We start from the raw sequence: 23,538 nt of genomic DNA on the forward strand, positions 1-23,538 counted from the left end.
AGTGAAAATGAATGCCTATGCGAAGAAGTTTGGCGGGGACATAAAGAAAGGAATAGCCGCAATGGCTCAGGATATGAGAAATGGAATTAAATGAAAAGGAATAATGAAAAAGAAATTAATAGTCTTGATGGTCTGCCTGCTGCTAGTGGGCACCTCGGCAAGACCTGCGGAAAAAGTTGCGGTATTGCCGATACTGGAAATTGTAAAAGCTGTTACGAAAAAGGTGATTAAAGCCATTGACCTGAGAATCCAGCGGCTACAGAATAAAACTATCTGGCTTCAGAATGCACAGAAGCAGGTGGAAAATGTACTTTCCAAATTGAAGCTCGATGAGATCTCGGACTGGACTCAGAAACAGAAAGATCTTTACAAAGGCTACTATGAAGAACTCGCAAAAGTAAAGTCAATTATTACCTACTATCAGAGGATAAGAGAGATTACCAAAAAGCAGACACAGCTTGTTCAGGAATATGAAAGAGCTTGGAATCTTTTCAAGCAGGATACCCATTTTAAAGACAGCGAAATCCAGTATATGGAGCGCGTATATACAGGAATACTCGAGGAAAGTGTGAAGAATATCGACCAGATTTTTTTGATTCTGGATTCTTTTGCCACCCAGATGAGTGATCTCAAACGTCTTGAAATCATCAACAAGGCTGCTGATCAGATTGATGGGAACTACGACGACCTTACAATGTTTAACCAGCAGAACATACTGCTGAGTCTTCAGAGGGCCAAAACAGAAGCAGATGTAAACCAAGTGAAACAATTTTACGGAATTCCATAATTCAATAAAAAAAACATGAAAAAGATAGCTGTACTACTAGTAGCGCTCTGTGTTTTTAATCAAAGTATGAGCGGGCAGGCAAAGCAGAGGAAGGAACTAATCCTTCAAATAGCGGCACTTCAGGTTTATATTGACTATGCAAAGAAAGGATATTCGGCAGTATCAAAGGGGCTTAATTTCATAGGTGATGCCAGAAAAGGAGAGCTAAACCTGCACGGTGATTATTTTACCTCACTTTTAAAAATCAATCCAAAGGTTCGGAATTATTATAAAACTGCTGAGATCATTTCCATGCAGTTTAAAATAATGAAACTCTGTAGAAAGACTTTGGCAGATCTTAAAACTGCTGATTTGTTTCATGGTAATGAACTGGACTATATAGAGAGGTCTTTTGCGAAACTTCTTCAGAACTGCAGCCAGACTCTTGACCAGCTGCTTGTAATTACCACAGATGCAGAACTAGAGCTAAAAGATGACCAGAGGCTTGAGCGCATTGATCTTCTGCACAGAACTATGCTGGAGGATTATAATTTCTGTCTTTCTTTCAGCAGGGATGCCAGACTGCTGTCGGTTTCAAAATCTGCCGATAAAAAGGATTCTAAGAATGTTGATGAATTATATGGATTATAAATTAAGCTACTATGAAAAAGATTTTGATTTTGACAATATTGATCACTTTGTTAATGATTCCAGTTAAATCCATGGGGCAGTCAGCAGAAATTCAGCAGCTGATTTTGAATATCGAAAAGCTATCCCAGTTCAAGAAAATTCTCAGTGATATGAAAAAGGGATATGAGCTGCTTTCAGGTGGATACAAAACGGTGAAAGATATGACGGAAGGAAACTTCAGCCTGCATAAAACTTTTCTAGATGCACTTATGCAGGTAAGTCCAGCGGTAAAGAATTACAAAAGGGTAGCAGAGATAGTAGAATATCAGATTTCAATAGTCAAGGAAAGCCGCAACGGAATGAACCGATTTATAAAAAGCGGAAATTTCAGCGGACAGGAAATAAATTACTTTGAGAAAGTTTACGGAAACCTGCTTAATCAGAGCCTGCGAAATCTCGATGAACTTACGATGGTCATAACAGCTGATAAGCTCATGATGTCGGACGACGAAAGACTAAAGGCAGTTGACGATATCTATGAGCAGATGCAGGATAAACTGCTTTTTCTCAGAAACTTTAATACCACATCGAACGTGCTGGCTCTTCAGAGATCAAAAGAGAAAAATGATGTTTATGTCTCAAAGAGTTTTCAGGAATTTAAAGAGTAGAATATGAAATGTTTATTAAACAAAAAAGCAGTTTGTGTGATGCTTATCATATTACTGCTTCCTTACAGAATAATAGCGCAGGGACTTGGTGATGATATGACCAGTCTTCATGGGGTTTTAGAACAGCTTTATGATGAAATGATGCCGTTGTGTTCTAACCTAATTGCTGTAGGGCAGGGAATAGCAGGCTTTGGAACTATATGGTACATCGCTTCACGCGTGTGGAGACATATTGCAAGTGCCGAGCCCATTGATTTTTATCCGCTCTTCCGTCCCTTTGTTATAGGATTCTGCATTATGATTTTTCCGTCGGTTCTGGCACTTATTAACGGAGTTATGAAACCAACTGTTACAGCTACTGCAGCTATGGTAACAGGCTCTAACAATGCAGTTGCTGTTCTTCTTAAAGAGAAAGAAAAAGCAATTAAAGAAACCGATCCATGGAAGATGTATGTAGGGGCCGCTGGTACGGGTGATCGCGACAGATGGTATAAGTATACGCATGACGGTGCTGATCCATCGGATGAGAGCATGCTCGCAGGCATAGGCAATGATGTAAAATTTGCAATGGAAAAAGCTTCTTACAGTTTTCGAAATTCGGTCAAGGAATGGCTGAGCGAGGTGCTGAGGGTTTTGTTTGAAGCTGCCGCCTTATGCATTGACACCCTTCGGACATTTCAGCTGGTGGTGCTTTCCATTTTAGGTCCGCTGGTATTTGGAATCGCAGTATTTGACGGTTTCCAGCACACGCTCACTGTCTGGCTTGCTCGATATATCAATATTTACCTCTGGCTTCCTGTTGCCAATATATTCGGAAGTATTATAGGAAAGATTCAGGAACTCATGCTCAAGCTGGACCTCTCGCAGGTGCAGGCAACAGGTGACACTTTTTTCAGCAGGACCGATATGTCATATTTAATTTTCATGATAATAGGTATCATAGGATATTTTACCGTGCCTTCTGTTGCCAATTATATAGTTCATGCAGGCGGAGGAGGAGCCTTGGGTCATAAAGTGACAAGCATGTTTAGCAATTCAGCTAGTTCTGTTGTGAGAACCTCTTCAAATGCGGTTGGAATGGCTGCTGATGCGATGGGAGATGCGGATCGGAGAATGACCAGCAGCATGGCTGCGACAGCAGGAAGCAGTCCTTATTTTACTGATAAAGGAAACTATATGAATGACAGGCTTAAAGGAAATTCTAAACAGACTTAATAAAAGGAGCATATGTTTACCAAAATGAAAAACATTGATACGGCATTTAGATATGTGAGAGGTTTCACGATGCTTGTAATTGCAGGCTGCATCATAATAAGCTGTTATGCTGTCTATAAAAGTTTCCAGACAGTGAGCCTTATGCAGGATAAAGTATATATTCTGGCAAACGGTAAAGCGCTGGAAGCTTACGCTTCGGAAAGAAAAGATAATATCACTGTTGAAGCAAGGGACCATGTGAAAACCTTTCATAAGTTTTTCTTTACCCTTGATCCTGATGATAAGGTCATTAAAACCAATATCACAAAAGCCCTATATCTGGCAGACGACAGTGCAAAACGGATTTATGATGACCTGAAGGAAAACAATTTTTATTCGGGTATTATATCAGGAAATATCAGTCAGACCATCCAGATTGACAGTGTGAGTATTGATATCCGTGAATATCCCTACCATTTTAGATGTTATGCCAGACAGAACATTATCCGTACTACCAGTATTTTGAAAAGAAGCCTGCTTACAGAAGGTGCGCTTCGCAATGTATCAAGAAGCGATAATAATCCGCATGGTTTTCTTATCGAGCGGTTTAATACGATTGAAAACAAAGATATTTCCGCAGAAACCAGAAAATAGAGATTTATGAAATCCTTTTTTACAAGGCAGACTGAGCCTTTTGTGTATCACAAGTATTATCTGCTATTGCAGAAAAGATGGGCAGAAAAAATGAAGAGCGTCACAGATGGGCTCTCTAAAACAAAACTGATCTGGGGACTTCTGTTCTTTACGGTTTTGACATCGGGTTACTTAATTTATAACCTGTATAGGACATTCTATAAAGAAGCTGAGGTTTCAACAGCTTCAAAAATTAAGACAATCAATTTAAAAAACTAAAATTATGCAAGAGAAAACATTATCTCCAAAGGAGTCTAAAAAGAGAAAGATGCTTTTAATGCTGCCTCTTATAACATTTCCATTTCTCACATTCTTATTTTATTCATTAGGCGGCGGAAGAATGGAATCCAAGATGGCAGGGAACGATGAAAGGAAAGGATTCAATTTTAATCTGCCGCTGCCTAAATTTAAAGAAGACTCAGCATTGGATAAGATGAGCTATTACGATCAGGCGGCAGTTGATTCGATAAAACTGCGAGAGCAGATAAAAAAAGATCCTAACTATATTGATAATAAAGTCTCGGAAGATAAAGCAGATTCTTTTTCCACAAGTGATTTTGAATCCCGGATGCTTCCAAAAAACAGATCGGCTTTAAATTCTCAGTCTTTTCAGGACCGCAATGAACAGAAAGTTTATGAGAAGCTCAGGGCTCTTGAAAACGTAATCAGCCAGCCTGTTGTCCCTGCTTACGGTCAGGACATGAGGGAATTTAAAAATTACGGCACTTCTCGTGGAGAATTGGAAGAGATTAAAAAACTTGAAGGGCTAATGTCGACGATGAGCACGCCCCAGGAACCTGATCCGGAACTTCAGCAGTTAGGCGGTATGTTGGAAAATATTTTGGATATACAGCATCCGCATCGCGTGCAGGAGAGGCTTAAACAAACATCTGAAAGTAAAAAAGGCAAAATATATTCAGTGCAGAAAAAAGAAGCAGAGAATAACATAAGCTCACTTCAGGGGAACGTCGATTGGCAGACCTCTTTGAAAACAAATGAATTTTATTCTCTGGACGAGGCACAGCCTGCTGAGGAAATACAAAATTCTATTGAAGCAGTTGTGCATCAGACGCAGACTATTGTCAATGGCTCAGTAGTTAAATTAAGACTTACGAATGATATTTTTCTCCAAGGAACAATTATTCCCAGAAATACTTTTCTGTACGGTATGGCGGCTTTAAAAGGAGAGAGGCTGGAGGTAAAAATCACAAACATCCAGTACAATAATTCGATATTTCCCGTCGAGCTGGCACTCTATGATATGGACGGGATTGACGGCATTTATATTCCCGGAGCGATTAACAGGGATGTGGCTAAAGCATCAGCGGACAGATCCATTCAGACTCTCGGTCTTACCGGGATTTCGGATTCATGGGGAGCACAGGCTGCAGGTATGGGCATCGAGGCTGCCAAAAGTCTTATGAGCAAAAAGGTAAAGCTCATAAAAGTGGTTGTAAAGGCAGGGTATCAGGTGCTGCTGTATGATGAAAAACAAAAGAATTTAAAACCTTAAAAGAGAGAAAATATGAAAAGAGCGAATTATTTGTTTTTAATCAGCTTGCTGCTGGTTTGTGTTTCAGTTAGTCCACAGTCAAACGCAAAGGAAACTGCTTTTTACGAAGACCAGTATAAAAATCTACAAGTAGGTTTTTCTAAAACCACAAGCATTATTTTTCCTTATACAATCAAGAGCATAGATAAAGGAAGCGCAGAAGTGCTTGTCCAGAAAGCAAAAGGAGTTGAGAATATACTACTTGTAAAAGCTGCTAAACAGCATTTTTTCCAGACCAATCTGACAGTTGTTACATCTGACGGGAAATTGTACGTTTTTGTACTGAATTATGACGATTCCTGCCCTGACTTAAATTTTAAGGCTGAAAATGCAGTGGCTGCAAGCAGGGACGTGCTGTTTTCTTTAGAAAACGAAAATCAGAAAAGGATCGAACAGTGTGCTTGGTCTGCGTATTCAAAAAAGAAAAAAATCAGTGGTCTAAAAAAATCAAAGTATCAGATCAGACTAGAGGTGAACGGCATCTTTATCCAGCAGGATGTTTTGTATCTGCGTGTTGTTTTTGAAAACAAATCAAAGATTAACTACGATATTGATCAGTTTCGTTTTTTTATTAGGGATAAGAGAAAATCAAAACGAACAGCCTCACAGGAAATTGAATTGGAGCCTTTGTATGCAACTTCATCATCTTCTGTAATTCCTTATAAATCTGAAATAATAAAAGTCTATGCGCTGGAGAAATTTACTATCCCTGAGAATAAGTATCTAACCATTCAGATGATTGAAAAAAACGGGGGGCGAAATTTGGAATTAGATATAAATAATAATCTGACTAATCTGGTATTTCCGATTTCCGAATTAAGCAGTGACACTTTTTAAGCTTTAAAATAAATTATGATAATCAATTTAGCTGACACTGAAATGATGCTGTCGTTTGCTGAGGAAATGGCTTATAACGGCCATCGATTTGCCGCCTTTAATACCGATGAGATGACTGATACCGACACAATTGAGTTTTTTAGAAATCCCTTGGATGCGAAGGAGTACTGTCTGGTTATGACCAATGATGTGAATTATTTTCAGAGCCTGCCGATTGAATCAGTTATCGACGACTTGCGAGCAGTTTTGAATAGCGGGGCAGATACTTCCGAAAATGAAGCAATAGAACTTACTGGATTTGCCAAAAGGGAAATAGATAGGAGAGAAATTTTAGAAAATAATTTAAATGAAAACGCAATGAATGAGAAAAATTTAGAATACCTGAAAGACCAGTTAAAATATACTGGATTTGGAGAAACGTTCGATGCTGAACTGCGAGAGAACATAATGAAGGGAGATAAGGATTTTAAAATTATGCACACCGGCATTATGAACAATGGTCTGCCAAATAAGGATACCTTAACTGTAGAATTAAATTTCAAAAGGTCTGAGCAGACAGATATGTACTTTTTTAATTCCTATCATGTCAATCTTCAGAAAGAAGAAAACAAACCTGGTCTGGAACAGACCTTCTACATCAACAAAGACAGCGCCAGCATTACAATGAAAGAGGCTTATAATTTGATGGAAGGCAGATCTGTCAATAAAGATCTTAAAAACAAAGAAGGGGAGAGCTATAATTGCTGGCTGAAAATCGACTTTAAACAATCTGACAATGGTAATTTTAAGCTGAACCAATACCATCAGAATTATGGGTATGATTTGGAAGCAAGTCTGGCAAAACATTCAATCAAAGAGCTCAATACTCCGCAGTATAAAGAAGACCTTTTAAATTCCCTTAAAAAAGGAAATCTTCAGTCAGCGACTTTCGTAGTTAGCGGTGTTGAAAGTAAAATGTTTGTGGAGGCAAATCCCCAGTTTAAGACTGTTAATGTTTATGATGAAAATTTACAAAGAATTAATCATCGAGAGAGTAAGGAAGAGAAAAAGGCTGAATCTCAAAAAGAATCAGTATCTAAAGATCAAAAAAAAAATCTAGATTCTGATGAAGGTGATTCAGGGAGGAAAGATAATAAAGTAAAGAAAAGAAAAACTCCCTCACTTTAAAAGTTATGGAAAAATTAAAGCCTTTATCGGATTTTTTCACCGCAATAGAGAATGATTACCGGATTAGTCCAATGCATATTGCCATTTATGCAGCTCTATTACAATTTAGATCCGTTAAGGGCTTTATTAATCCAATTTTTGTCTTTAGCTCGGAGATTATTGTTATTGCTAAAGTTTCTTCAGCAAATACGTATCATAAATGTGTCCAGGAACTTCATCAGTATGGATACATAAAGTATAGACCATCTTTTAAAAAAAATCGTGGAAGTGAAGTATATTTTTTGTTTTCAGCTGACGCGGACATTTAAAGGTTCTGCAATTAATAATTTTATGAAATTGTACTATGAATGAAATTGTAACCAAGGAAGATCTGAGACAGTTTGGTCTTCTTCTAGTAGATAAAATACAGGCTTTATTTAAAGATAAGGATTCTGGACGGAAAGAAACTTTGGAACCAGAGTGGATTAAAAGCAAGTCTGTGAGAAAACTGCTTGATATTTCAGCAGGTTCAGTACAGAATCTTAGAACAAGCCAAAAAGTCCGTTTCAAAAAAGTGCTTGGGTCGTACTACTATAATAAAGAAGATCTTCAAAAATTATTTGATGATGATAAACACTAGGAGATTAAAAGAAAGCTATATAATGAGTTATCTGTCAATGTATAGTAATGATCCTAAACTAAATGTCTGGCATCTATCAATTTTGACAGCAATACTAGGATTAGGCTATAGGCAGGGCCAAAGAAGAAGGATTAAAGTCAGCCGCAGTAAAATTATGGAGCTGTCACATGTGAATACGCTGCCGACTTATCATAAGTATTTTAAACAGCTTCAGGATTTAGGATACATTAAGTACACCCCATCTTATCATCCAGGATATAAAAGCGAAGTTAAGTTGTGTAAAAGGAGGCTATCTCAAAATATTTGAGATAGCCTCTTTTAATTTTAAATATATTTTGAAATTTATTGATCACGAAGAAATGTTGTATTTCTTTTTGATTGCCTGAATTTCCTTTTCGAGCCTACTGAGAACCGCCAAATCAGGTTTAGATATTTTGGATCCAGTTTTATTGAGTTTTTTATTGAGAATAGACATTTCACGACCGATTGTGGCCTGCTCAGTTATAGCATATGCCTCAGTCTGTTTTACCGATGCATGACCCAGCAGTTCTTTAACTACATTAATAGGGACGTTGTTATTTAATGTCACAGTGCTTCCAAAAGTACGGCGGGCCATATGCGTGTTTAATGTAAAAGGAAAGCCACACAAGACTGCCACCTCTTTTAGATACTCATTCATTTTCTGGTTGGATGAAACAGGAAGCACGGTTCCACGCTGGATACACAGCGGGTGCTCTTTATATTTTTCAACTATTTTCAGTGCTTGGGGAAGAAGAGGTACATTAAATGATGAGTTTGTTTTCTGTCTTTCGGACATAATCCATAGATTTCCATCAATGCCTTCTTTGATATCAGTTTTCTTTAATTGATAAGCGTCTATGTAAGCCAGGCCAGTGTAGCATTGGAAGACAAATACATCCCTTACGACATTGAGCCTGTCAGTTGTGAAATAATGACTTTCAAGTTCGTACAATTCCTGTGCGGTGAGTGGTTTTTTTACCAGTTTTGTTTTACGTCCCTTAAAGTTCTTAAATGGGTCCTTGGTGATTAACTCCTTATCAATGGCGCGGATTACAATCTTTTTGAAATTTGCAATATACTTTAGGGTGGTGTTGTTGCTGCAGTCGCGTACAGTTCTAAGGTAAAACTCGAAGTCCTTTACAAACTCAAGATTCAAATCCGCAAATTCAAGATCGTGCTTTTTAAGCTTGAATTTGATAAAAGCAGTCAAATGGTTTTTAGTAATGGTAAACCGGTCAAGGGTGCCTTTTGCATAGCCTTTTCCAAGAAGCGCCTCCATTTCATCATTATGCTTTTGAAATTCTTCGAGCACCTTAATCTTTGGCGCTGTCCTTCCCAGAACCTCGTCCATAATTTTCTCAGCGGTTATGGTTTTGCCGCTGTACATCATTTCGGTTTTGATTTCATTGATTTTTAAAGTCAGCGAATCCAAAAAGAAGTTTAGGGACTTTGCATCTTCCTTTGAGCCGATTGCTCTTTCGAACCTTTGATCCCATCGTGTATTATCCCATTTTCTCTTAGTTGAGCTTTCCTTACGGATACCGTCAACAGTTATTCTGAAATATACGATCCATTCTTTACTTTCTATTTTGGGTCTTTTTAAAAAGAATCCCAAACCAAAACTGCTTTCCAACATAATCCTACTTTTTAAATTAATAAATGTAGAATAATATTACTGCCAAATCAAGTCGTTAATCTTGTTAACCCCTGTAATATAAGGGATTTTCATTGTTTCTGGTGCACTTTTCAGCGCGCCGGAAAGTGCACCGATTCTGCACCTTTAATTTTGTGAGGATTTATAAATATTGAAAATAGGCTTTAAACGAAAAAAACCTGCAAATCGTTGAATTTGCAGGTCTTCAGACATTTTTTGTGGCTTTTTGAAAAGATTGAAAACTTTAAGTTTTCCGCCTTTTTGGCCTTTCCGTGGGGAGAGCAGGATTCGAACCTGCGAAGTTCACACAGCAGATTTACAGTCTGCCCTCGTTGGCCGCTTGAGTATCTCCCCGAAGCTTTGTATTTGTTGCGCTTTGTTGTTCTAAGCGGTTGCAAATATAGGAAGGTTTTTGATGTTTGCAAATAAAAAACGTACTTAATTTTAAGTTATACTTTTTAAAGTTGTGGTCGGACAGATAAAAGCTTATGTAAGAATGTCTTTAAGAATTTCTTGGAGTAAAATTTTTAGCAGAAAAATATAGAAATAAGGTTTTAGGATAGCTAAGCAGGGGAAAAAATGAAACTAAAGCAAAAAAAAAAGTCCCGATTTTCATCAGGACTTTTCAGTGGGGAGAGCAGGATTCGAACCTGCGAAGTTCACACAGCAGATTTACAGTCTGCCCTCGTTGGCCGCTTGAGTATCTCCCCAAGACTTTGTATTGTTGTGCTTTATTGTTCTAAGCGGTTGCAAATATAGGAACGTTTTTGATGTTTGCAAACAAAAAATGAACTTAATTTTACGTTAGTTTTACATTGTTTTTTTAATCTGTTGGAATTGAATAAAGTAAAAATAAAGTTTTTTAGGTGTTTTTTATAAAGTAGGGTTATTTTTACAGGTTGTCACGGGGTATTTGTTTGTTTTTTTGATTTCTTAAACGTTTTAATTACTGCTTTTTCTCAGAAAGGAGCAACAAATACGAGTTGAACCAAATAAATCTATTCTGAAATGTTTGACATTTGTTCTCGCAGAAATTTGCAGCTTGACGAAGACTGTTAGGTTTTGGTCTTCTTTTGATAAGTTGCGTTTTCAAACTTTTCCAAGTAGTTTTTTCTTTGAAATTAAGCGCTATTTTTTTTATTTGTGAAGAGAGTCGAAAGAAAGGTTGTTTATCTCTTAAATGAAGGTTATTGGGTTTGATAGAATATGTTTGTTTTTTTATCGATAATAGAGCATCTCTTTGGATTAGCTTTTAGTTAAGTAGTACTATATAAAAACAAAAAAATCTCCACTAGGGAGATTTTTTTGTTTTATTCTGAAAGGCAATATTATTTGGCTAAAAGCTCTATTATTTTGGCTCTTAATTCCGGACCTCTTAAATCCTGAGCAACTACTTTTCCTGATGCATCAAGAATAAAAGTTGCCGGAATAGATTCAACACCATATTGTTTTGCAATTGGCTCGTCCCAAAATTTTAAGTTTGAAACTTGTGTCCAGGTTAGTCCGTCTTTTGCGATGGCTTCTTTCCAGGCAGCAGCTTCTTTGTCTAATGAAACTCCAATAATATTTAAACCTTTAGCGTGTAATTCTTTGTAAATAGCTACCACATTCGGGTTTTCTTTTCTGCATGGACCACACCATGATGCCCAGAAATCAACGATAGTTACTTTGCCTAAGCTTTCTTTAAGCGAAACTACTTTTCCTTGTGGATTTGGAGCCGAAAAATCTGCTCTTCATTTAGGGCTTCCAACAGGAGCTGCTGATGCACCAACTGCAGGATTTTTCAATTGTCCTAGTTTAGTTTTGATTTCTTTTCCAGGAGTAGAGTTTTTTAAAGATTCGTCTAAAGAGTTGTATAAACCTTCCGCTTTTTTGATGTCAGTGCTTGGGTCATTAACCATGCTTTGAATGATTAAAGCAGAGATAAATGCTTTTGGGTGAGTCTCAGCGTAAGCTAAATATTTCTTTTTAGAGTTTTCCTGAACTTCTGTTTGAAGTGTCATGTATTGTTTCATCAAGCTATTGATCGTTGCAGTATCTTGAGCTTGTTGAGCTTGTTGCATTTTTTGAGTATTTTTCTTTTGAAAATCAACTAAACCTTTTTGAGTTTTTGTCATATCCTCATTGAATTTTACATACTCGTCATTGTTGTAAGTACCTGAAATTTTAGATTTGTGGATACTGTCTTTGTCAACTGCAACAGTAATTTCTCCTGTTTCTAAGATGAATGGAATTGGACCATTAGCTCCTTGAACAATTAAAGTATGAAAAGCTGGTTCTGTTACTTTTCCTTTAATTTCGAATTTTCCGTTTTCAACTTTTACTGTGTCAAGAGATACAGCCATTTTTGTTGTTGGATCCTGACCTTGAAGAATGATTGTTTTTCCGTTTTCGATACCGGTTGCAGTTCCTGTAATTAGGTATTCTCCGTCTTTAACTTTGCTGCAAGAAATAATCGCTGCAGAAGCAGTTAGTAAAAAAAGTATTTTTTTCATTATAAAAAATTAATTAGTTAATTGATTTGTGCAACAAAAGTATTTAAAATTATAAAACATAAAGAATTTTGGAACCTAAAATTTTGTTATTGTTTTTTTAGGTTTAATTGTCATGTAATCAGAAGGTTTGTGAGGATTATTTGATTTAAAACTCTTAATTATATCGTTATAATGAAAATAAATAACGTTTTTTTAAATTTTTGCGCATAAAAAAAGCACTCCGTTGAGAGAGTGCTTTTGTAGATATTTTGGTATAAATCTATTCTTGATTTGTTTTCTTTCTCCATGTGAAAGAATTAAGAATATGTCTTTTTGCAAATCTTCCAGGAGAATCAGCATTTACCATTTTAACGTAAGTTGCTTTAGGAACACTAATGTATTCGTAAACACTTCCGTTAGAGAAATCGATAATTAAACGACCTTCAACAAATTTATAATCAGTAATTGAACAAGTCGAAATCGTTTCAGTGTATTCCGGTAAATTAAGTTTAATCGTTTCAGGATTAATACTTACCAAGAAGTGATAAGCCTCAATAATAGCTTTACTTTTTTCTTCTGCAGCTTTTAAACCAGCATCATCACCTTGAAATTTATCAGGATGAGATTCTTTCATCGCATTACGATAGATTGTTTTTAAATCTTTTAATTCAGCAGTTTTGTCTACATTTAGTAACTTGCGGTATTCAACTATTTTTTTCATAAATAAAAGGTAACTTCTTGTCTATTAGTTTGAAATGATTGTTTTTTACTTCAAAACGACAAATTTTTTGCAAAGGTACACTTTTTTTTAACTTTTTACTTTTGAGCGGAAAAATATTTGTTTTTGTTTGAGGTTTATGATTGCGGGGTCTGAGTGTTAGATGTGCTTAACCACAAAAAAAAACACAAGTTTTTTTTTAGGATAAGATGTACTCCAAAAGCGAAGCTCGCAAAGCTTCATAAATAAAAACTTTGCGAACTTTGCGTAAATCTTTGCGGTCTTTGCGTTAAAAGTGACCTGAAACTTGAAACCTAAAACTTGAAACTTGAAACCTGAACTTAATCTGTAATTACTTGTTCTCCGGTTTATTATTAGCCTTATCGAAGTTTTTAGATTTTTTTGGATACTTATCATAGCTGATATCGCTTGGGTTTTCGATAATAGATTTAATCGTGATCCAATCACCTATATTAAAGTTAGTATGTGCGATTTTATAGTCTAAAAGGTACTCACCACAAAAATAGTTGTTGTTTTCATCTTTTTCTATGATGCCCGTATAAATTCCTTTTTGCAGCATTTTCCCTTGTGGATCTTTAGACATAATTTTGTTTGTTTTAAAATTGAAGCTGCAAAGTTAATCATTATTATGTTTGTTTTAGGGAGTTCTTGACAATCTCAGTATATTTGCACATGCAAAAAAACTTCAAACCACATCCTAATTCCTTTAAAAATACCTTTTGTGTTTTTCATGAAGTACTTTCAGATAAAATTGAAGGTTTAAAGAAGCAGTTTGAGAGCAAAGCCGGAAGTGCTTATTATTATACGGAAGCCGGAATGTACCGGGTGTCAAATCATTGGGGAAGACTGGCCAATAGCAAATGGCGTTTGGTAGCAATGGTACCGGAAACTGCTTCGAAAACTAAAATAGGTTTTGCGGCCTGGAACGAATTTTATCCGGATAACGCTGAAGAAAAACTGTACTATATCGAAGCTGACTTCGATCAGAATCTGGTAACCTATCAGCATAAGAAGAACCCAAATTATGATGGAAAACCTGTTTTAAGAACCAGTTTTGAAACAACGAAACGAATCAAACAAGTTCGCAATCTGCAACAACTCACTTCATGGGCAAAGCATTTTGATTATGAAGATATTGATGAGTTGAGAAAGCAGATTATCAATGAGTTGATTTATACCGAGAAAACTTTAGACGAAATTAAAAGAGAAATATAATGGGACGCAACAACGAAAGGAACATCAAAAAGCATAATGACAAATTGCATAAAGCCCAGAACAAAGTAAAACAGGCTGAGATTGCACGCAAAGAAAAGCTTAAAGAAATTATTAAAAAGTTCAACGAGAGTAAAGGAGAATAAAATGTTTCTGGTTATTCTTAGTTTGAAATTCCAACAAAAAAAACTTGAAACCTGAAACCTGGAACAAAATATAACACAATACAGATGAGTAAATACGAAGATTTAAAAGCAAGTGTGCAGGAAATTATTGATTTAATTGCTGCAAAGGACAATAGAGAAGCGAATAATAAACTGCTTGAAGTAAGTGATACCTTAGATGATATGCTGGATCATGCTGAAGAAGATGAAGATTTAAGAGAAATTAGCAGGTATCAGGTTTTATTGAATCAGCTGCATGTAAAAATTAATGGAGAAGAGCAGGTTGATGGAGAGTAAGAAGTGTTTTTGTGATACTGGATTATTGTTCGAAAATTGCTGTGGTCAGTACCTTGAAAACAATCAAAAAGCACCAACGGCACTAGCTCTAATGCGTTCCAGATATTCGGCTTATGCCTGTCACAAGGCAGATTATCTATTAGAAACCACTTATATTTCGGAAAGAAAATATTATTCGAAGACCGAAATTTTAAAATGGGCAACAGCTAATAAATGGCAGAGACTCGAAATTTTGAGTTTTGCTGAAAATACCGTCGAGTTCAAAGCCTATTTTTTAGATTCAGACAGCAAACCACAAGTGCATTATGAGTTTTCGACTTTTAAATTCGAAAATAAGGAGTGGTTTTATGTTGACGGAAAGTTTGAATAATTGTCAGGCCTAACACTGTTAGTTGTTAGTTTTGGTTAGATATTTTAACTAAAAATTAATAAACGTTTCGTTTTTCATAATTCTAAAATAGCGTAATTTTAAAATTATGAAAAACGAATTTAAAAAAGGTTTTTATTTTAAGTCGTACGAAGCTCCGTTTCAGTCTCCGTTTGAAAAGCTTTTTGGTATTTTTAAAGAGCTGATCACCCATACTTCGGGTGATTTTGACGAAGCAATCAGCTGGTTAAGGGAGTTAGACATAGAATACAAACTAACAGATGAGAACTACACTATCGATGATTTTATCGAAGATTTAAAAAAGAAAGGTTACATAAAAGACGAAGTTAAACCTGACGGAAGCGGTGGTTTTGGTATTACTGCCAAGACAGAACGCGCTATCAGACAACAGGCCCTGGATCAAATTTTTGGTAATTTAAAACGTTCCGGAAGTGGTAATCATAAAACCAAACATGCCGGAAATGGTGACGAACATACGGGGGAATTTCGTGAGTTTAATTTTGGAGATGGTTTAGAACGAATTTCATTGACAGAAAGTCTGCGAAATGCCCAGATTAATAATGGTGTTGAAAGTTTCATGCTAACCGAAAATGATTTGGTAGTAGAAGAAACTCAATACAAAGCGCAAATGAGCACCGTTTTGATGATTGACATCAGTCACAGTATGATTCTCTATGGCGAAGACCGAATCACACCTGCAAAAAAAGTAGCCATGGCTTTGGCCGAATTAATCACAACTCGTTATCCCAAAGACACACTCGATATTTTGGTTTTCGGAAACGATGCCTGGATCATCCCTATTAAAGATTTACCCTATCTGCAAGTAGGCCCTTATCATACCAATACCGTTGCAGGACTTCAATTGGCCATGGATATTTTACGAAGAAAACGAAATACCAACAAGCAGATTTTTATGATTACCGATGGAAAACCCAGCTGCGTACGCGAGCGTGACGGTTCCTATTATATGAATAGTAACGGACTCGACGAGTACATCGTTGATAAATGTTATACACAGGCACAGCAAGCCAGAAAATTACACATTCCGATTACAACATTCATGATTGCAAACGATCCGTATTTACAGCGTTTTGTCAACCATTTTACCGAAGCGAATCAGGGAAAAGCATTTTACACCGGATTAAAAGGACTGGGAGAGATGATTTTTGAAGATTATGAAACGAATAGGAAGAAGAGGGTGAGGTAGTGTTTAAGCTTGGTTTCAGTCTCAGTCTCAGTCTCAGTGACAGTGTCCTGCTGAGCGAAGTCGAAGCATAAGTTGCAGTGACAGTCTAAGTCTCGGTGGTCTCGCTGAGCGAAGTCGAAGCAAGAAGTCATTAAAAGTTAAAAAAAAGCAAATTAGAAATTTTTCAATCAGTAAAAATGGAAATAAAGAATATAAAAACATTAGGACAGTTAAAAGCTGTTGGTTACAAAAGTGTCAGTATTAAAGACGAATTACGCAATAATCTTCGTGAGAAAATAAAGTCAGGAAAGCCTGTTTTTGAAGGTGTTCATGGTTTCGAAAATACGGTAATTCCGGAATTGGAGCGTGCCATTCTTTCTCGTCATAATATTAACTTATTAGGACTTCGCGGTCAGGCAAAAACACGTTTGGCACGTAAGATGGTTGAATTGTTAGACGAGTACATTCCGTTTGTTGCGGGCTCGGAAATTAATGACGATCCGTTACATCCTATTTCACGTTTTGCAAAAGATTTAATTGCGGAGAAAGGTGAAGATACGCCAATTTCATGGCTGCATCGCAGTGAGCGTTTTTTTGAAAAATTGGCCACACCCGATGTTACCGTTGCTGATTTAATTGGTGATGTCGATCCTATAAAAGCAGCAAATTTAAAGCTTTCTTATGCCGATGATCGTGTCATTCATTTCGGAATGATTCCGAGAGCCAACCGCTGTATTTTTGTAATTAATGAATTGCCGGATTTACAAGCCAGAATTCAAGTCGCTTTATTCAATATTTTGCAGGAAGGGGATATTCAGATTAGAGGATTTAAATTGAGAATGCCTTTGGATATGCAATTTATTTTTACAGCCAATCCGGAAGATTATACCAATAGAGGAAGTATCGTAACGCCTCTAAAAGATAGAATCGGTTCGCAGATTCTCACACATTATCCCGAAAGTGTTGCTATTGCAAGAGCTATCACAGAGCAGGAAGCCAAACTGGATGAAACACAACACAAATTAGTTTATGTGCCGGCTCTGGCCAGGGATATTTTAGAACAGATTAGTTTTGAAGCACGTGAAAGCGAATATATCGATAATAAAAGTGGTGTAAGTGCGAGAATGAGTATCACCGCTTTCGAGAATTTAATGAGTACCGCAGAACGTCGTGCCTTAAAAGCCGGAGTAGATAAAACCACTTTGCGTTTGTCTGATTTTGTGGGTATTATTCCTGCTATTACCGGAAAAGTAGAACTGGTTTACGAAGGAGAGCAGGAGGGAGCTGCCATGGTAGCACAAAACTTAATTGGTTTAGCAATCAGAACTTTATTTCCAACATTATTACCACGAATAGAGAAACTTGAAAAACCGGGAGAAAAAACACCTTATTCAGATGTGATCGAATGGTTTTTTGCCGAAAGCGGTTTCGAATTGTTGGACGATGCTTCTGATTTAGAGTATCAGAACATTTTAGACGAAGTGACTCCGCTAGATGTTTTGCTGAAAAAATATTTACCTCAACTGGATAAAAAAGATCAGTATTTTATGAAAGAATTTATTCTGTGGGGATTGGTCGAATACAAAAAACTGAGCAAAGACCGGTTTGCTCAAGGACATCAGTTTAAAGATATGTACGGAAGTTATATCAGTAAATTGTAATTTATAATCTATTTTTTTCTAACTAAACCCGACAGGTTTTTAAAACCTGTCGGGTTTGAATTTTTTATAAAAGGCAAAACAAAAGAAGTTTAAGTACTATTTTTGCATTCAAAATATAATCCTATGTTGTTTCTTATCCTCAGTATTTTGTGCAGTGTAATTGTTGGTGTGATCTTTAAAATAACCCGAAAATACAATACACACCCCACTCAGATTATTGCGTTCAATTATATTGTTGCTTTAGCACTTTGTTATTTTACTTTTAGTCCAAATTTAAAGGAAGTTGCTGCAAACGCTCCCTGGAATATTTACATTGCTATTGGGATATTATTGCCGGTAGTCTTTTTGTTTCTGGTAGCTTCCATAAAAAATGTGGGGATTGTGAAAACAGATACAGCCCAGCGATTATCGTTATTCATCCCAATTCTGGCGGCCTGGTTCATCTTTAAAGAAGAATTTAATACCTATAAAATTATTGGGTTGCTAATTGGCTTTCTGGCACTTTTACTCATCTTAAAAAAGCAACCGGATACCACAGAGAATAAATGGATTTATCCCGCAGTGGTTCTGGTAGGTTTTGGAATTATTGATATTCTCTTCAAACAAATCGCTCTTTATACTACTTTGCCTTATCCAACCTCTTTGTTTGTGGTGTTCTGTATCGCCTTAGCAGTAGCGTTTTTAATTTCGATTTATGAAATTGGCGTAAAAAAGAGGAAATTGGACTCCAAAAATATTCTTTTTGGTGCCCTGGTGGGGATCTTCAATTTCGGAAATATCCTGTTCTATTTAAAGGCACATAAAGCATTTGCTGAAAACCCATCGACAGTTTTTGCAGGAATGAATATGGGAGTTATTGTTTTAGGAAGTTTTGTTGGTTTGCTTTTTTTCAAAGAAAAATTATCTAAAATTAACTTTATTGGTATCTTTTTAGCTTTAATAGCGATCATTTTTATTGTTGTTTCTCAGTTTAAATAAAATTTTACAGAATGTATTGTGTTGATTAACAGGTGTTATTTGTTAATTTTTTCATTTTTCAAAAATAAACTCTACTAATTCTATAGAATTTATAAAATATATTTTATAGATTTGCAATAACAATGAAGAACTATAGTCAAAATATCATCTCATCTTTATGTGGCTTCACGATGTGTCGCATGCAGGACTATGTGATGAAATGGCGTTGATAGAGAAATTTACTTGTTATTTTTTTTTTTTAGCCTTTCATGCACCAATGAAAGGCTTTTTTTAGAACTGGAAAAAAAGAAACAAAATGAGAACCAATAGAAATACCAGTGTTATGATGCGACGCTGTTTTAGGAAAATCCCATGTTAGAGCAAGTATCCATAAACCCTAGAAAAAACTTTTGTAAAAGATAAAATATAATAACCCCAATTAAACGATATAATATGAGTGCAGAATTAATAAAACAGAACCCCTTTCAATCCATGATTGATCGTTTTAACATTGCCGCAGACATTCTTAGATTAGACGAATCGATCAGGCAAAAACTCCAGCGTCCGGAAAAGCAAATTGTCGTTAATTTTTCGATTACCCTGGATAACGGTTCTGAAAAGAACTTTGAAGGTTACCGAATTATACACAATACTGCTTTAGGGCCGTCAAAAGGTGGAATTCGATATGATAAGGGAGTAAATCTTGACGAAGTAAAAGCGCTGGCTGCCTGGATGACCTGGAAATCGGCTGTGACCGGGATTCCGTTTGGAGGAGCAAAAGGCGGAATTATTTGTGATCCCACGACACTTTCTAAGAATGAATTAGAGAAAATTACAAGAGCTTATACCAAAGCTTTAATAGATATTTTCGGACCTGAAAAAGATGTTCCTGCTCCGGACATGGGAACGGGTCCCGATGAGATGGGATGGTTAATGGATGAGTTTTCTATACTTCATGGCAAAACAATTCACGCGGTAGTAACCGGAAAACATTTGCATTCCGGCGGTTCATTAGGCAGGGTAGAAGCAACAGGAAGAGGGGTTAGTATCATCACTTTATTGGCCCTTGAAAAATTAAAACTCAGACCTGCAAAATCTACAGTAGCCATTCAGGGTTTTGGAAATGTTGGATTGCATTCGGCCTTGTTTTTATTTGAAAAAGGACTAAAAGTGGTAGCGGTTAGTGATGTTTCCGAAGCGTTTTACAATCCTGAAGGACTTAATATTCCGGAATTGATTTTGTACTACAATTTGAACAATAAAAGTATTAAAGGGTATCCGAATTCCGTTGCTATTAAACATGAGGATTTATTGTTGTTAGAAGTGGATGTACTGATTCCTGCTGCCACAGAAGATGTGATTACACAAAAGAATGCTAATGATATTCGTGCTAAAATTATTGTGGAAGGTGCCAACGGACCGATTTCTTCCGATGCGGATAAAATACTACACGATAACAATGTTTTAGTGGTTCCGGATATTCTGGCCAATGCGGGTGGAGTTACAGTTTCGTATTTTGAATGGCTTCAGAATTCGCTTCTGGAGTCCTGGAGAATTCATCAGATCAATACACGCTTAGAGGACATCTTAGAAAAAGGATTTGAGACGGTTTTCAGAATTGCTGCCAAATATAATGTAACACCACGTATTGCAGCTTATATTATTGCGTTGAAAAAGGTAGCCGATACTCAATCTGTTAAAGAAGTGGCGCTGGATACTCCGAAATTTAAACAGAATTAAAAATTAGGTTTTTAAATAGTAAAGATTTTTTTCATCAATTAATAAGAAGATTTTCAGTCGAAAAGAACTTGTTGATTGATGAAAATGTCTTTGTTTTTATAAGGATATAGAAGTACTACTGCTTTGTGTTTTTTTATGAATTAAATAAGTATTTTTTAAAATGGAACATATTAATTTTCTAGCTTTCGCGATGCCTGCTTTTTTTCTCTTTCTCTTTTTAGAATACAAGCTTGCCCAACGACGAAAGAGACCGGAAATTTTTAATTATGAAAGTTCAGTTTCAAATATTAGCATTGGTATCGCAGAGCGTTTGATTAACTTGTTTGTGGCGGCCAGTTTTTACCAGTTGTATTATTTGATTTATGATAATTATCGATTTTTTGACATTTCGAATAGTGTTTTTGTGTGGATTGCCTTAATTCTAGCCACCGATTTTGTCTGGTATTGGTACCACCGATTGGGGCATGAAGTCAATTTTTTCTGGGCAGCACACATCGTACATCATCATAGCGAAGAATTTAATTTTACCGCAGCCGCCAGAATTACGACTTTTCAGGCTGTGATTAGAACAGGATTTTGGTGTGTACTGCCGCTTATTGGTTTTCACCCCTCTATGGTTATTACCATGCTGATTGTGCACGGAGCTTATTCCTTTTTTACGCATACACAGCTTGTTGGCAGAATAAAATGGCTGGAGTATGTTTTTGTTACGCCTTCTGTACATGGCGTACATCACGCGTCTGATGAGAAGTATCTTGATAAAAATTATGGCGATATGTTTACCTTTTGGGATCGCCTTTTCGGAACTTTTCAGGAAGAAGAAGAAAAACCAAAATACGGTTTAACACATCCGCTCAAAAGTTATAGTTTCTTGTGGCAGCATTTTCATTACTATTTTGAGATTTACGAGCTGTGGAAGCGCGCAACAGGATTTAAAGAAAAATGGAAAGCGGTATTTGGTAGTCCTGCCCATATGGATCAGGATATTCGGCCAACCTTAGAGAAACGTTTTCTACAGGACAAAGCGAATCCGCATCAAAGGCTTCGATTTAAGAATTATCTCTATATCCAGCTTGGAGTTTCCACGATACTTTTAACGGTTTTTACGTATTGTTTTGAAGGACTAAATGTCTCGGACAAAATTTTTGTACTGTTACTTATTCTGGTAACATTAGTAAATTGTGGGGCATTATTAGAACAAAGAAGATGGATTTATTATCTGGAATACCTGAGAATTTTTATGGTAACCACTTATTTTTTATACGAAGAAAATTTGCTTTCCTTTTTCTTCATTCCACTTGCTATTATGATTTTTGCCGAGCAATTATTCTCACTTAGCAAACATTATCAGGAAGTTGTACTGCAATTGGAAGTTTCTGAATAGTATAAAGAATCGCCACGAATGCACGAATTTGTATTTCAAATAATTCGAGCATTCGTGGCGAAAAAACTCAAGTATTTATCATTTTACTGATAATTTTTTAGCTTTTAAACTTAACGAAGAATAATCGCCCAATTCTTTTTTATTTAATTTGACTTTGAGTTAATGTGTTTGATTATCAGTTGTGTATGTTGTTTTTTGTATTGGATTTGTCTCAGTTTCATTTGTATTGGAATTTGAAAAAAGGACTAATTCTGATTTAGAGAATTTTCTTCAAGAGGGTTTGAAAATTTCATTTCTAAATCAGATTGGCTATATTTGAGAGTAAATTCTCAAAATAAAAAATGGAAAAAAAATTAAAGCAATTCTTTGTAAAGTCTTTTTTAGTACTGCTGTTCATTCATTTAGGGTATTTTTTATATGGTTTTTTTACCTTTAAAGGTATTGCCAATATCAATTCCTATTTTGAATTTTACAGATTTAAATTTTATGATGATGTTTCCATTTCCCATTTTTTCATCAGCGGTTTGTTTTTATTTTTCTTTCTGATATTTCTGATTAGAAATCATTCCCGATATCCTTATTCTTTGACCAATCTGCTTAAAACCGGTTTGGTATTACTGCTGATTTGTTTTCTGAGTTTTTCCTTTTTTATCAGTTATAGTTTTGGATTGAATGCCAAATTAAGGAGCGAACTTCCGGAAGTTGATTTCAATAGAGATAAAACTTTACTGAATGTTTTAAATCCGTTTTTATACAATTACACTTCTTACAGTTCTGAAAAATTGTTTAATCCGGTTAATATCTTATATCCAAAACCCTATCCTGTCACGGAGGTAGTGGATAGCGTTTTAATATCAAATGGTTATTACAACACAGAGAGCACGTATTACAGCATAGATACTTTGAAAGTACTCACAACCGATTTAGATAAAGTCTCGACCGTAACTGGTAAGGTTTTGGACGAAATTGGTTTAGATCAAAAGGAACTTTCGAAGAGAATTATAACCAAAAAAGTAATTAAAGACAGTACAGAGATCCTATTCAGAGGTGTTGAGGTACAGCCTCAATACGACGATAGCATTTGTATTTTTCTCGAGAATAAATCATTGTTTAAGGCTGTAGAAGGAATTGCAGGAGAAAAACAACAGTACGATGCCGCAGTACAGCGATATAAACTGCTGTACAAATACAGAAAAGACTCGTTGCAGTTGAATTTTCAGAAGCTGGATACTCTTTTAAAAAAGTATAAAATTGAAAGTAATATTGTTCCTAAGGAACTGGCCGCAGATGCATTTTATTTTAGAGAACATCGTGATGAAGTACTCAATACAATTCGAAACAGCTTTGACCGAAAAGCACTAATGGAGAAATTTACCACTTTTGATAAGCTTTTTTACGAACCTAATTATTTGCATCCTTCAATTATTGGGATGTATTTTGGCGTGATTGTAACCGTTTGGCTGATTCTTTTTTTAGTATATGTTTTGTTTAATCGCAGAAGCAGAGGTTAGGGAAAGTTTATCCTTTCCATTGGT

General features: G+C 36.0%; 24 protein-coding genes, 2 tRNA genes and 1 pseudogene. 20 read left to right on the forward strand and 7 right to left on the reverse strand.

Annotation, left to right across the window (positions count from 1 at the left end; genetic code table 11):
* The first annotated feature begins 103 nt into the window (after nt 1-103).
* The 10 genes from BHE19_RS17810 to BHE19_RS17860 all read left to right on the forward strand — a co-directional run bounded on the left by BHE19_RS17810 (nt 104) and on the right by BHE19_RS17860 (nt 8,126).
* Nucleotides 104-787 (forward strand): conjugal transfer protein TraI, encoded by a 684-nt coding sequence (locus BHE19_RS17810; RefSeq protein ID WP_070908221.1) that lies wholly within the window; start codon nt 104-106, stop codon nt 785-787.
* A 15-nt stretch (nt 788-802) separates the two neighbouring features.
* A complete protein-coding gene (locus BHE19_RS17815) occupies nt 803-1,417 on the forward strand; it encodes a hypothetical protein (RefSeq protein ID WP_035628612.1) in 615 nt (204 codons plus the stop codon).
* An 11-nt stretch (nt 1,418-1,428) separates the two neighbouring features.
* Nucleotides 1,429-2,064 carry a hypothetical protein gene (locus BHE19_RS17820; RefSeq protein ID WP_035628614.1) on the forward strand — a complete coding sequence of 212 codons (636 nt, stop codon included), beginning with the start codon at nt 1,429-1,431 and terminating at the stop codon, nt 2,062-2,064.
* 3 nt (nt 2,065-2,067) lie between these two features.
* The gene (traJ, locus tag BHE19_RS17825; RefSeq protein WP_081912558.1) at nt 2,068-3,279 is read left to right on the forward strand and encodes a conjugative transposon protein TraJ; all 1,212 of its coding nucleotides are present in this window, start codon (nt 2,068-2,070) and stop codon (nt 3,277-3,279) included.
* A gap of 24 nt (nt 3,280-3,303) precedes the next feature.
* A complete protein-coding gene (traK, locus tag BHE19_RS17830; RefSeq protein ID WP_233431392.1) occupies nt 3,304-3,912 on the forward strand; it encodes a conjugative transposon protein TraK in 609 nt (202 codons plus the stop codon).
* A gap of 262 nt (nt 3,913-4,174) precedes the next feature.
* The gene (gene traM, locus BHE19_RS17840) at nt 4,175-5,464 is read left to right on the forward strand and encodes a conjugative transposon protein TraM (protein WP_035628618.1); all 1,290 of its coding nucleotides are present in this window, start codon (nt 4,175-4,177) and stop codon (nt 5,462-5,464) included.
* 12 nt (nt 5,465-5,476) lie between these two features.
* Entirely contained in the window at nt 5,477-6,340 is an 864-nt protein-coding gene (gene traN, locus BHE19_RS17845; RefSeq protein WP_035628620.1) for a conjugative transposon protein TraN, read from the forward strand.
* 15 nt (nt 6,341-6,355) lie between these two features.
* Nucleotides 6,356-7,507 (forward strand): hypothetical protein, encoded by a 1,152-nt coding sequence (locus BHE19_RS17850; protein ID WP_083342586.1) that lies wholly within the window; start codon nt 6,356-6,358, stop codon nt 7,505-7,507.
* 5 nt (nt 7,508-7,512) lie between these two features.
* Nucleotides 7,513-7,815 (forward strand): hypothetical protein, encoded by a 303-nt coding sequence (locus BHE19_RS17855; RefSeq protein ID WP_026983253.1) that lies wholly within the window; start codon nt 7,513-7,515, stop codon nt 7,813-7,815.
* Between the two features lie 35 nt (nt 7,816-7,850).
* Entirely contained in the window at nt 7,851-8,126 is a 276-nt protein-coding gene (locus tag BHE19_RS17860; protein ID WP_012026320.1) for a hypothetical protein, read from the forward strand.
* Between the two features lie 349 nt (nt 8,127-8,475).
* Here the strand turns inward: BHE19_RS17860 and BHE19_RS17870 are convergent, their stop codons facing one another.
* The 7 genes and pseudogenes from BHE19_RS17870 to BHE19_RS17900 all read right to left on the reverse strand — a co-directional run bounded on the left by BHE19_RS17870 (nt 8,476) and on the right by BHE19_RS17900 (nt 13,597).
* The gene (locus BHE19_RS17870; protein WP_035628624.1) at nt 8,476-9,783 is read right to left on the reverse strand and encodes a site-specific integrase; all 1,308 of its coding nucleotides are present in this window, start codon (nt 9,781-9,783) and stop codon (nt 8,476-8,478) included.
* Between the two features lie 291 nt (nt 9,784-10,074).
* Nucleotides 10,075-10,155, reverse strand: a tRNA-Tyr gene (locus tag BHE19_RS17875).
* A gap of 275 nt (nt 10,156-10,430) precedes the next feature.
* A tRNA-Tyr gene (locus BHE19_RS17880) sits at nt 10,431-10,511 on the reverse strand.
* Nucleotides 10,512-11,129: 618 nt separating this feature from the next.
* Nucleotides 11,130-11,516 (reverse strand): annotated as a pseudogene (locus tag BHE19_RS17885) (peroxiredoxin family protein); the annotation flags it as partial.
* An 18-nt stretch (nt 11,517-11,534) separates the two neighbouring features.
* On the reverse strand, nt 11,535-12,296 hold the full coding sequence (locus BHE19_RS17890) for a DUF4369 domain-containing protein (RefSeq protein ID WP_017495547.1): 762 nt from the start codon (nt 12,294-12,296) through the stop codon (nt 11,535-11,537).
* Nucleotides 12,297-12,555: 259 nt separating this feature from the next.
* On the reverse strand, nt 12,556-12,996 hold the full coding sequence (locus BHE19_RS17895) for a KTSC domain-containing protein (RefSeq protein WP_017495548.1): 441 nt from the start codon (nt 12,994-12,996) through the stop codon (nt 12,556-12,558).
* 349 nt (nt 12,997-13,345) lie between these two features.
* Nucleotides 13,346-13,597 (reverse strand): hypothetical protein, encoded by a 252-nt coding sequence (locus BHE19_RS17900; RefSeq protein ID WP_017495549.1) that lies wholly within the window; start codon nt 13,595-13,597, stop codon nt 13,346-13,348.
* 89 nt (nt 13,598-13,686) lie between these two features.
* Here BHE19_RS17900 and BHE19_RS17905 point away from each other — a divergent pair, with 89 nt between their 5' ends.
* The 10 genes from BHE19_RS17905 (at nt 13,687) to BHE19_RS17945 (ending at nt 23,514) form a co-directional block, all read left to right on the forward strand.
* Nucleotides 13,687-14,229 carry a hypothetical protein gene (locus BHE19_RS17905; RefSeq protein WP_070908223.1) on the forward strand — a complete coding sequence of 181 codons (543 nt, stop codon included), beginning with the start codon at nt 13,687-13,689 and terminating at the stop codon, nt 14,227-14,229.
* The gene (locus BHE19_RS22840) at nt 14,229-14,372 is read left to right on the forward strand and encodes a hypothetical protein (RefSeq protein WP_089059935.1); all 144 of its coding nucleotides are present in this window, start codon (nt 14,229-14,231) and stop codon (nt 14,370-14,372) included. Before BHE19_RS17905 ends, BHE19_RS22840 begins: the two co-directional genes overlap by 1 nt.
* 84 nt (nt 14,373-14,456) lie before the next feature.
* Nucleotides 14,457-14,687 carry a hypothetical protein gene (locus BHE19_RS17910; RefSeq protein ID WP_070908224.1) on the forward strand — a complete coding sequence of 77 codons (231 nt, stop codon included), beginning with the start codon at nt 14,457-14,459 and terminating at the stop codon, nt 14,685-14,687.
* The gene (locus BHE19_RS17915; protein WP_233431393.1) at nt 14,659-15,057 is read left to right on the forward strand and encodes a YchJ family protein; all 399 of its coding nucleotides are present in this window, start codon (nt 14,659-14,661) and stop codon (nt 15,055-15,057) included. Before BHE19_RS17910 ends, BHE19_RS17915 begins: the two co-directional genes overlap by 29 nt.
* A gap of 106 nt (nt 15,058-15,163) precedes the next feature.
* Nucleotides 15,164-16,282, forward strand: a complete 1,119-nt coding sequence (locus tag BHE19_RS17920; protein ID WP_017495554.1) for a vWA domain-containing protein — start codon at nt 15,164-15,166, stop codon at nt 16,280-16,282.
* Nucleotides 16,283-16,458: 176 nt separating this feature from the next.
* Nucleotides 16,459-17,922 carry an AAA family ATPase gene (locus BHE19_RS17925; protein WP_070908226.1) on the forward strand — a complete coding sequence of 488 codons (1,464 nt, stop codon included), beginning with the start codon at nt 16,459-16,461 and terminating at the stop codon, nt 17,920-17,922.
* 123 nt (nt 17,923-18,045) lie between these two features.
* Entirely contained in the window at nt 18,046-18,900 is an 855-nt protein-coding gene (locus BHE19_RS17930) for an EamA family transporter (protein WP_070908227.1), read from the forward strand.
* A 432-nt stretch (nt 18,901-19,332) separates the two neighbouring features.
* The gene (locus tag BHE19_RS17935) at nt 19,333-20,619 is read left to right on the forward strand and encodes a Glu/Leu/Phe/Val family dehydrogenase (RefSeq protein WP_026109889.1); all 1,287 of its coding nucleotides are present in this window, start codon (nt 19,333-19,335) and stop codon (nt 20,617-20,619) included.
* Between the two features lie 160 nt (nt 20,620-20,779).
* The gene (locus tag BHE19_RS17940) at nt 20,780-22,003 is read left to right on the forward strand and encodes a sterol desaturase family protein (RefSeq protein WP_070908228.1); all 1,224 of its coding nucleotides are present in this window, start codon (nt 20,780-20,782) and stop codon (nt 22,001-22,003) included.
* A 341-nt stretch (nt 22,004-22,344) separates the two neighbouring features.
* The gene (locus BHE19_RS17945) at nt 22,345-23,514 is read left to right on the forward strand and encodes a hypothetical protein (protein ID WP_070908229.1); all 1,170 of its coding nucleotides are present in this window, start codon (nt 22,345-22,347) and stop codon (nt 23,512-23,514) included.
* Nucleotides 23,515-23,538 lie beyond the last annotated feature (24 nt).

It is taken from the genome of Flavobacterium tructae (assembly GCF_001853485.1).
Classification (GTDB): domain Bacteria; phylum Bacteroidota; class Bacteroidia; order Flavobacteriales; family Flavobacteriaceae; genus Flavobacterium; species Flavobacterium tructae.

Bases quoted from the DNA above. Each gene is read 5' to 3' on its own strand.
- BHE19_RS17810 (WP_070908221.1), top strand. From the start codon at position 104: ATGAAAAAGAAATTAATAGTCTTGATGGTCTGCCTGCTGCTAGTGGGC.
- BHE19_RS17815 (WP_035628612.1), top strand. From the start codon at position 803: ATGAAAAAGATAGCTGTACTACTAGTAGCGCTCTGTGTTTTTAATCAA.
- BHE19_RS17820 (WP_035628614.1), top strand. From the start codon at position 1,429: ATGAAAAAGATTTTGATTTTGACAATATTGATCACTTTGTTAATGATT.
- traJ (WP_081912558.1), top strand. From the start codon at position 2,068: ATGAAATGTTTATTAAACAAAAAAGCAGTTTGTGTGATGCTTATCATA.
- traK (WP_233431392.1), top strand. From the start codon at position 3,304: ATGAAAAACATTGATACGGCATTTAGATATGTGAGAGGTTTCACGATG.
- traM (WP_035628618.1), top strand. From the start codon at position 4,175: ATGCAAGAGAAAACATTATCTCCAAAGGAGTCTAAAAAGAGAAAGATG.
- traN (WP_035628620.1), top strand. From the start codon at position 5,477: ATGAAAAGAGCGAATTATTTGTTTTTAATCAGCTTGCTGCTGGTTTGT.
- BHE19_RS17850 (WP_083342586.1), top strand. From the start codon at position 6,356: ATGATAATCAATTTAGCTGACACTGAAATGATGCTGTCGTTTGCTGAG.
- BHE19_RS17855 (WP_026983253.1), top strand. From the start codon at position 7,513: ATGGAAAAATTAAAGCCTTTATCGGATTTTTTCACCGCAATAGAGAAT.
- BHE19_RS17860 (WP_012026320.1), top strand. From the start codon at position 7,851: ATGAATGAAATTGTAACCAAGGAAGATCTGAGACAGTTTGGTCTTCTT.
- BHE19_RS17870 (WP_035628624.1), bottom strand. From the start codon at position 9,783: ATGTTGGAAAGCAGTTTTGGTTTGGGATTCTTTTTAAAAAGACCCAAA.
- BHE19_RS17890 (WP_017495547.1), bottom strand. From the start codon at position 12,296: ATGAAAAAAATACTTTTTTTACTAACTGCTTCTGCAGCGATTATTTCT.
- BHE19_RS17895 (WP_017495548.1), bottom strand. From the start codon at position 12,996: ATGAAAAAAATAGTTGAATACCGCAAGTTACTAAATGTAGACAAAACT.
- BHE19_RS17900 (WP_017495549.1), bottom strand. From the start codon at position 13,597: ATGTCTAAAGATCCACAAGGGAAAATGCTGCAAAAAGGAATTTATACG.
- BHE19_RS17905 (WP_070908223.1), top strand. From the start codon at position 13,687: ATGCAAAAAAACTTCAAACCACATCCTAATTCCTTTAAAAATACCTTT.
- BHE19_RS22840 (WP_089059935.1), top strand. From the start codon at position 14,229: ATGGGACGCAACAACGAAAGGAACATCAAAAAGCATAATGACAAATTG.
- BHE19_RS17910 (WP_070908224.1), top strand. From the start codon at position 14,457: ATGAGTAAATACGAAGATTTAAAAGCAAGTGTGCAGGAAATTATTGAT.
- BHE19_RS17915 (WP_233431393.1), top strand. From the start codon at position 14,659: ATGGAGAAGAGCAGGTTGATGGAGAGTAAGAAGTGTTTTTGTGATACT.
- BHE19_RS17920 (WP_017495554.1), top strand. From the start codon at position 15,164: ATGAAAAACGAATTTAAAAAAGGTTTTTATTTTAAGTCGTACGAAGCT.
- BHE19_RS17925 (WP_070908226.1), top strand. From the start codon at position 16,459: ATGGAAATAAAGAATATAAAAACATTAGGACAGTTAAAAGCTGTTGGT.
- BHE19_RS17930 (WP_070908227.1), top strand. From the start codon at position 18,046: ATGTTGTTTCTTATCCTCAGTATTTTGTGCAGTGTAATTGTTGGTGTG.
- BHE19_RS17935 (WP_026109889.1), top strand. From the start codon at position 19,333: ATGAGTGCAGAATTAATAAAACAGAACCCCTTTCAATCCATGATTGAT.
- BHE19_RS17940 (WP_070908228.1), top strand. From the start codon at position 20,780: ATGGAACATATTAATTTTCTAGCTTTCGCGATGCCTGCTTTTTTTCTC.
- BHE19_RS17945 (WP_070908229.1), top strand. From the start codon at position 22,345: ATGGAAAAAAAATTAAAGCAATTCTTTGTAAAGTCTTTTTTAGTACTG.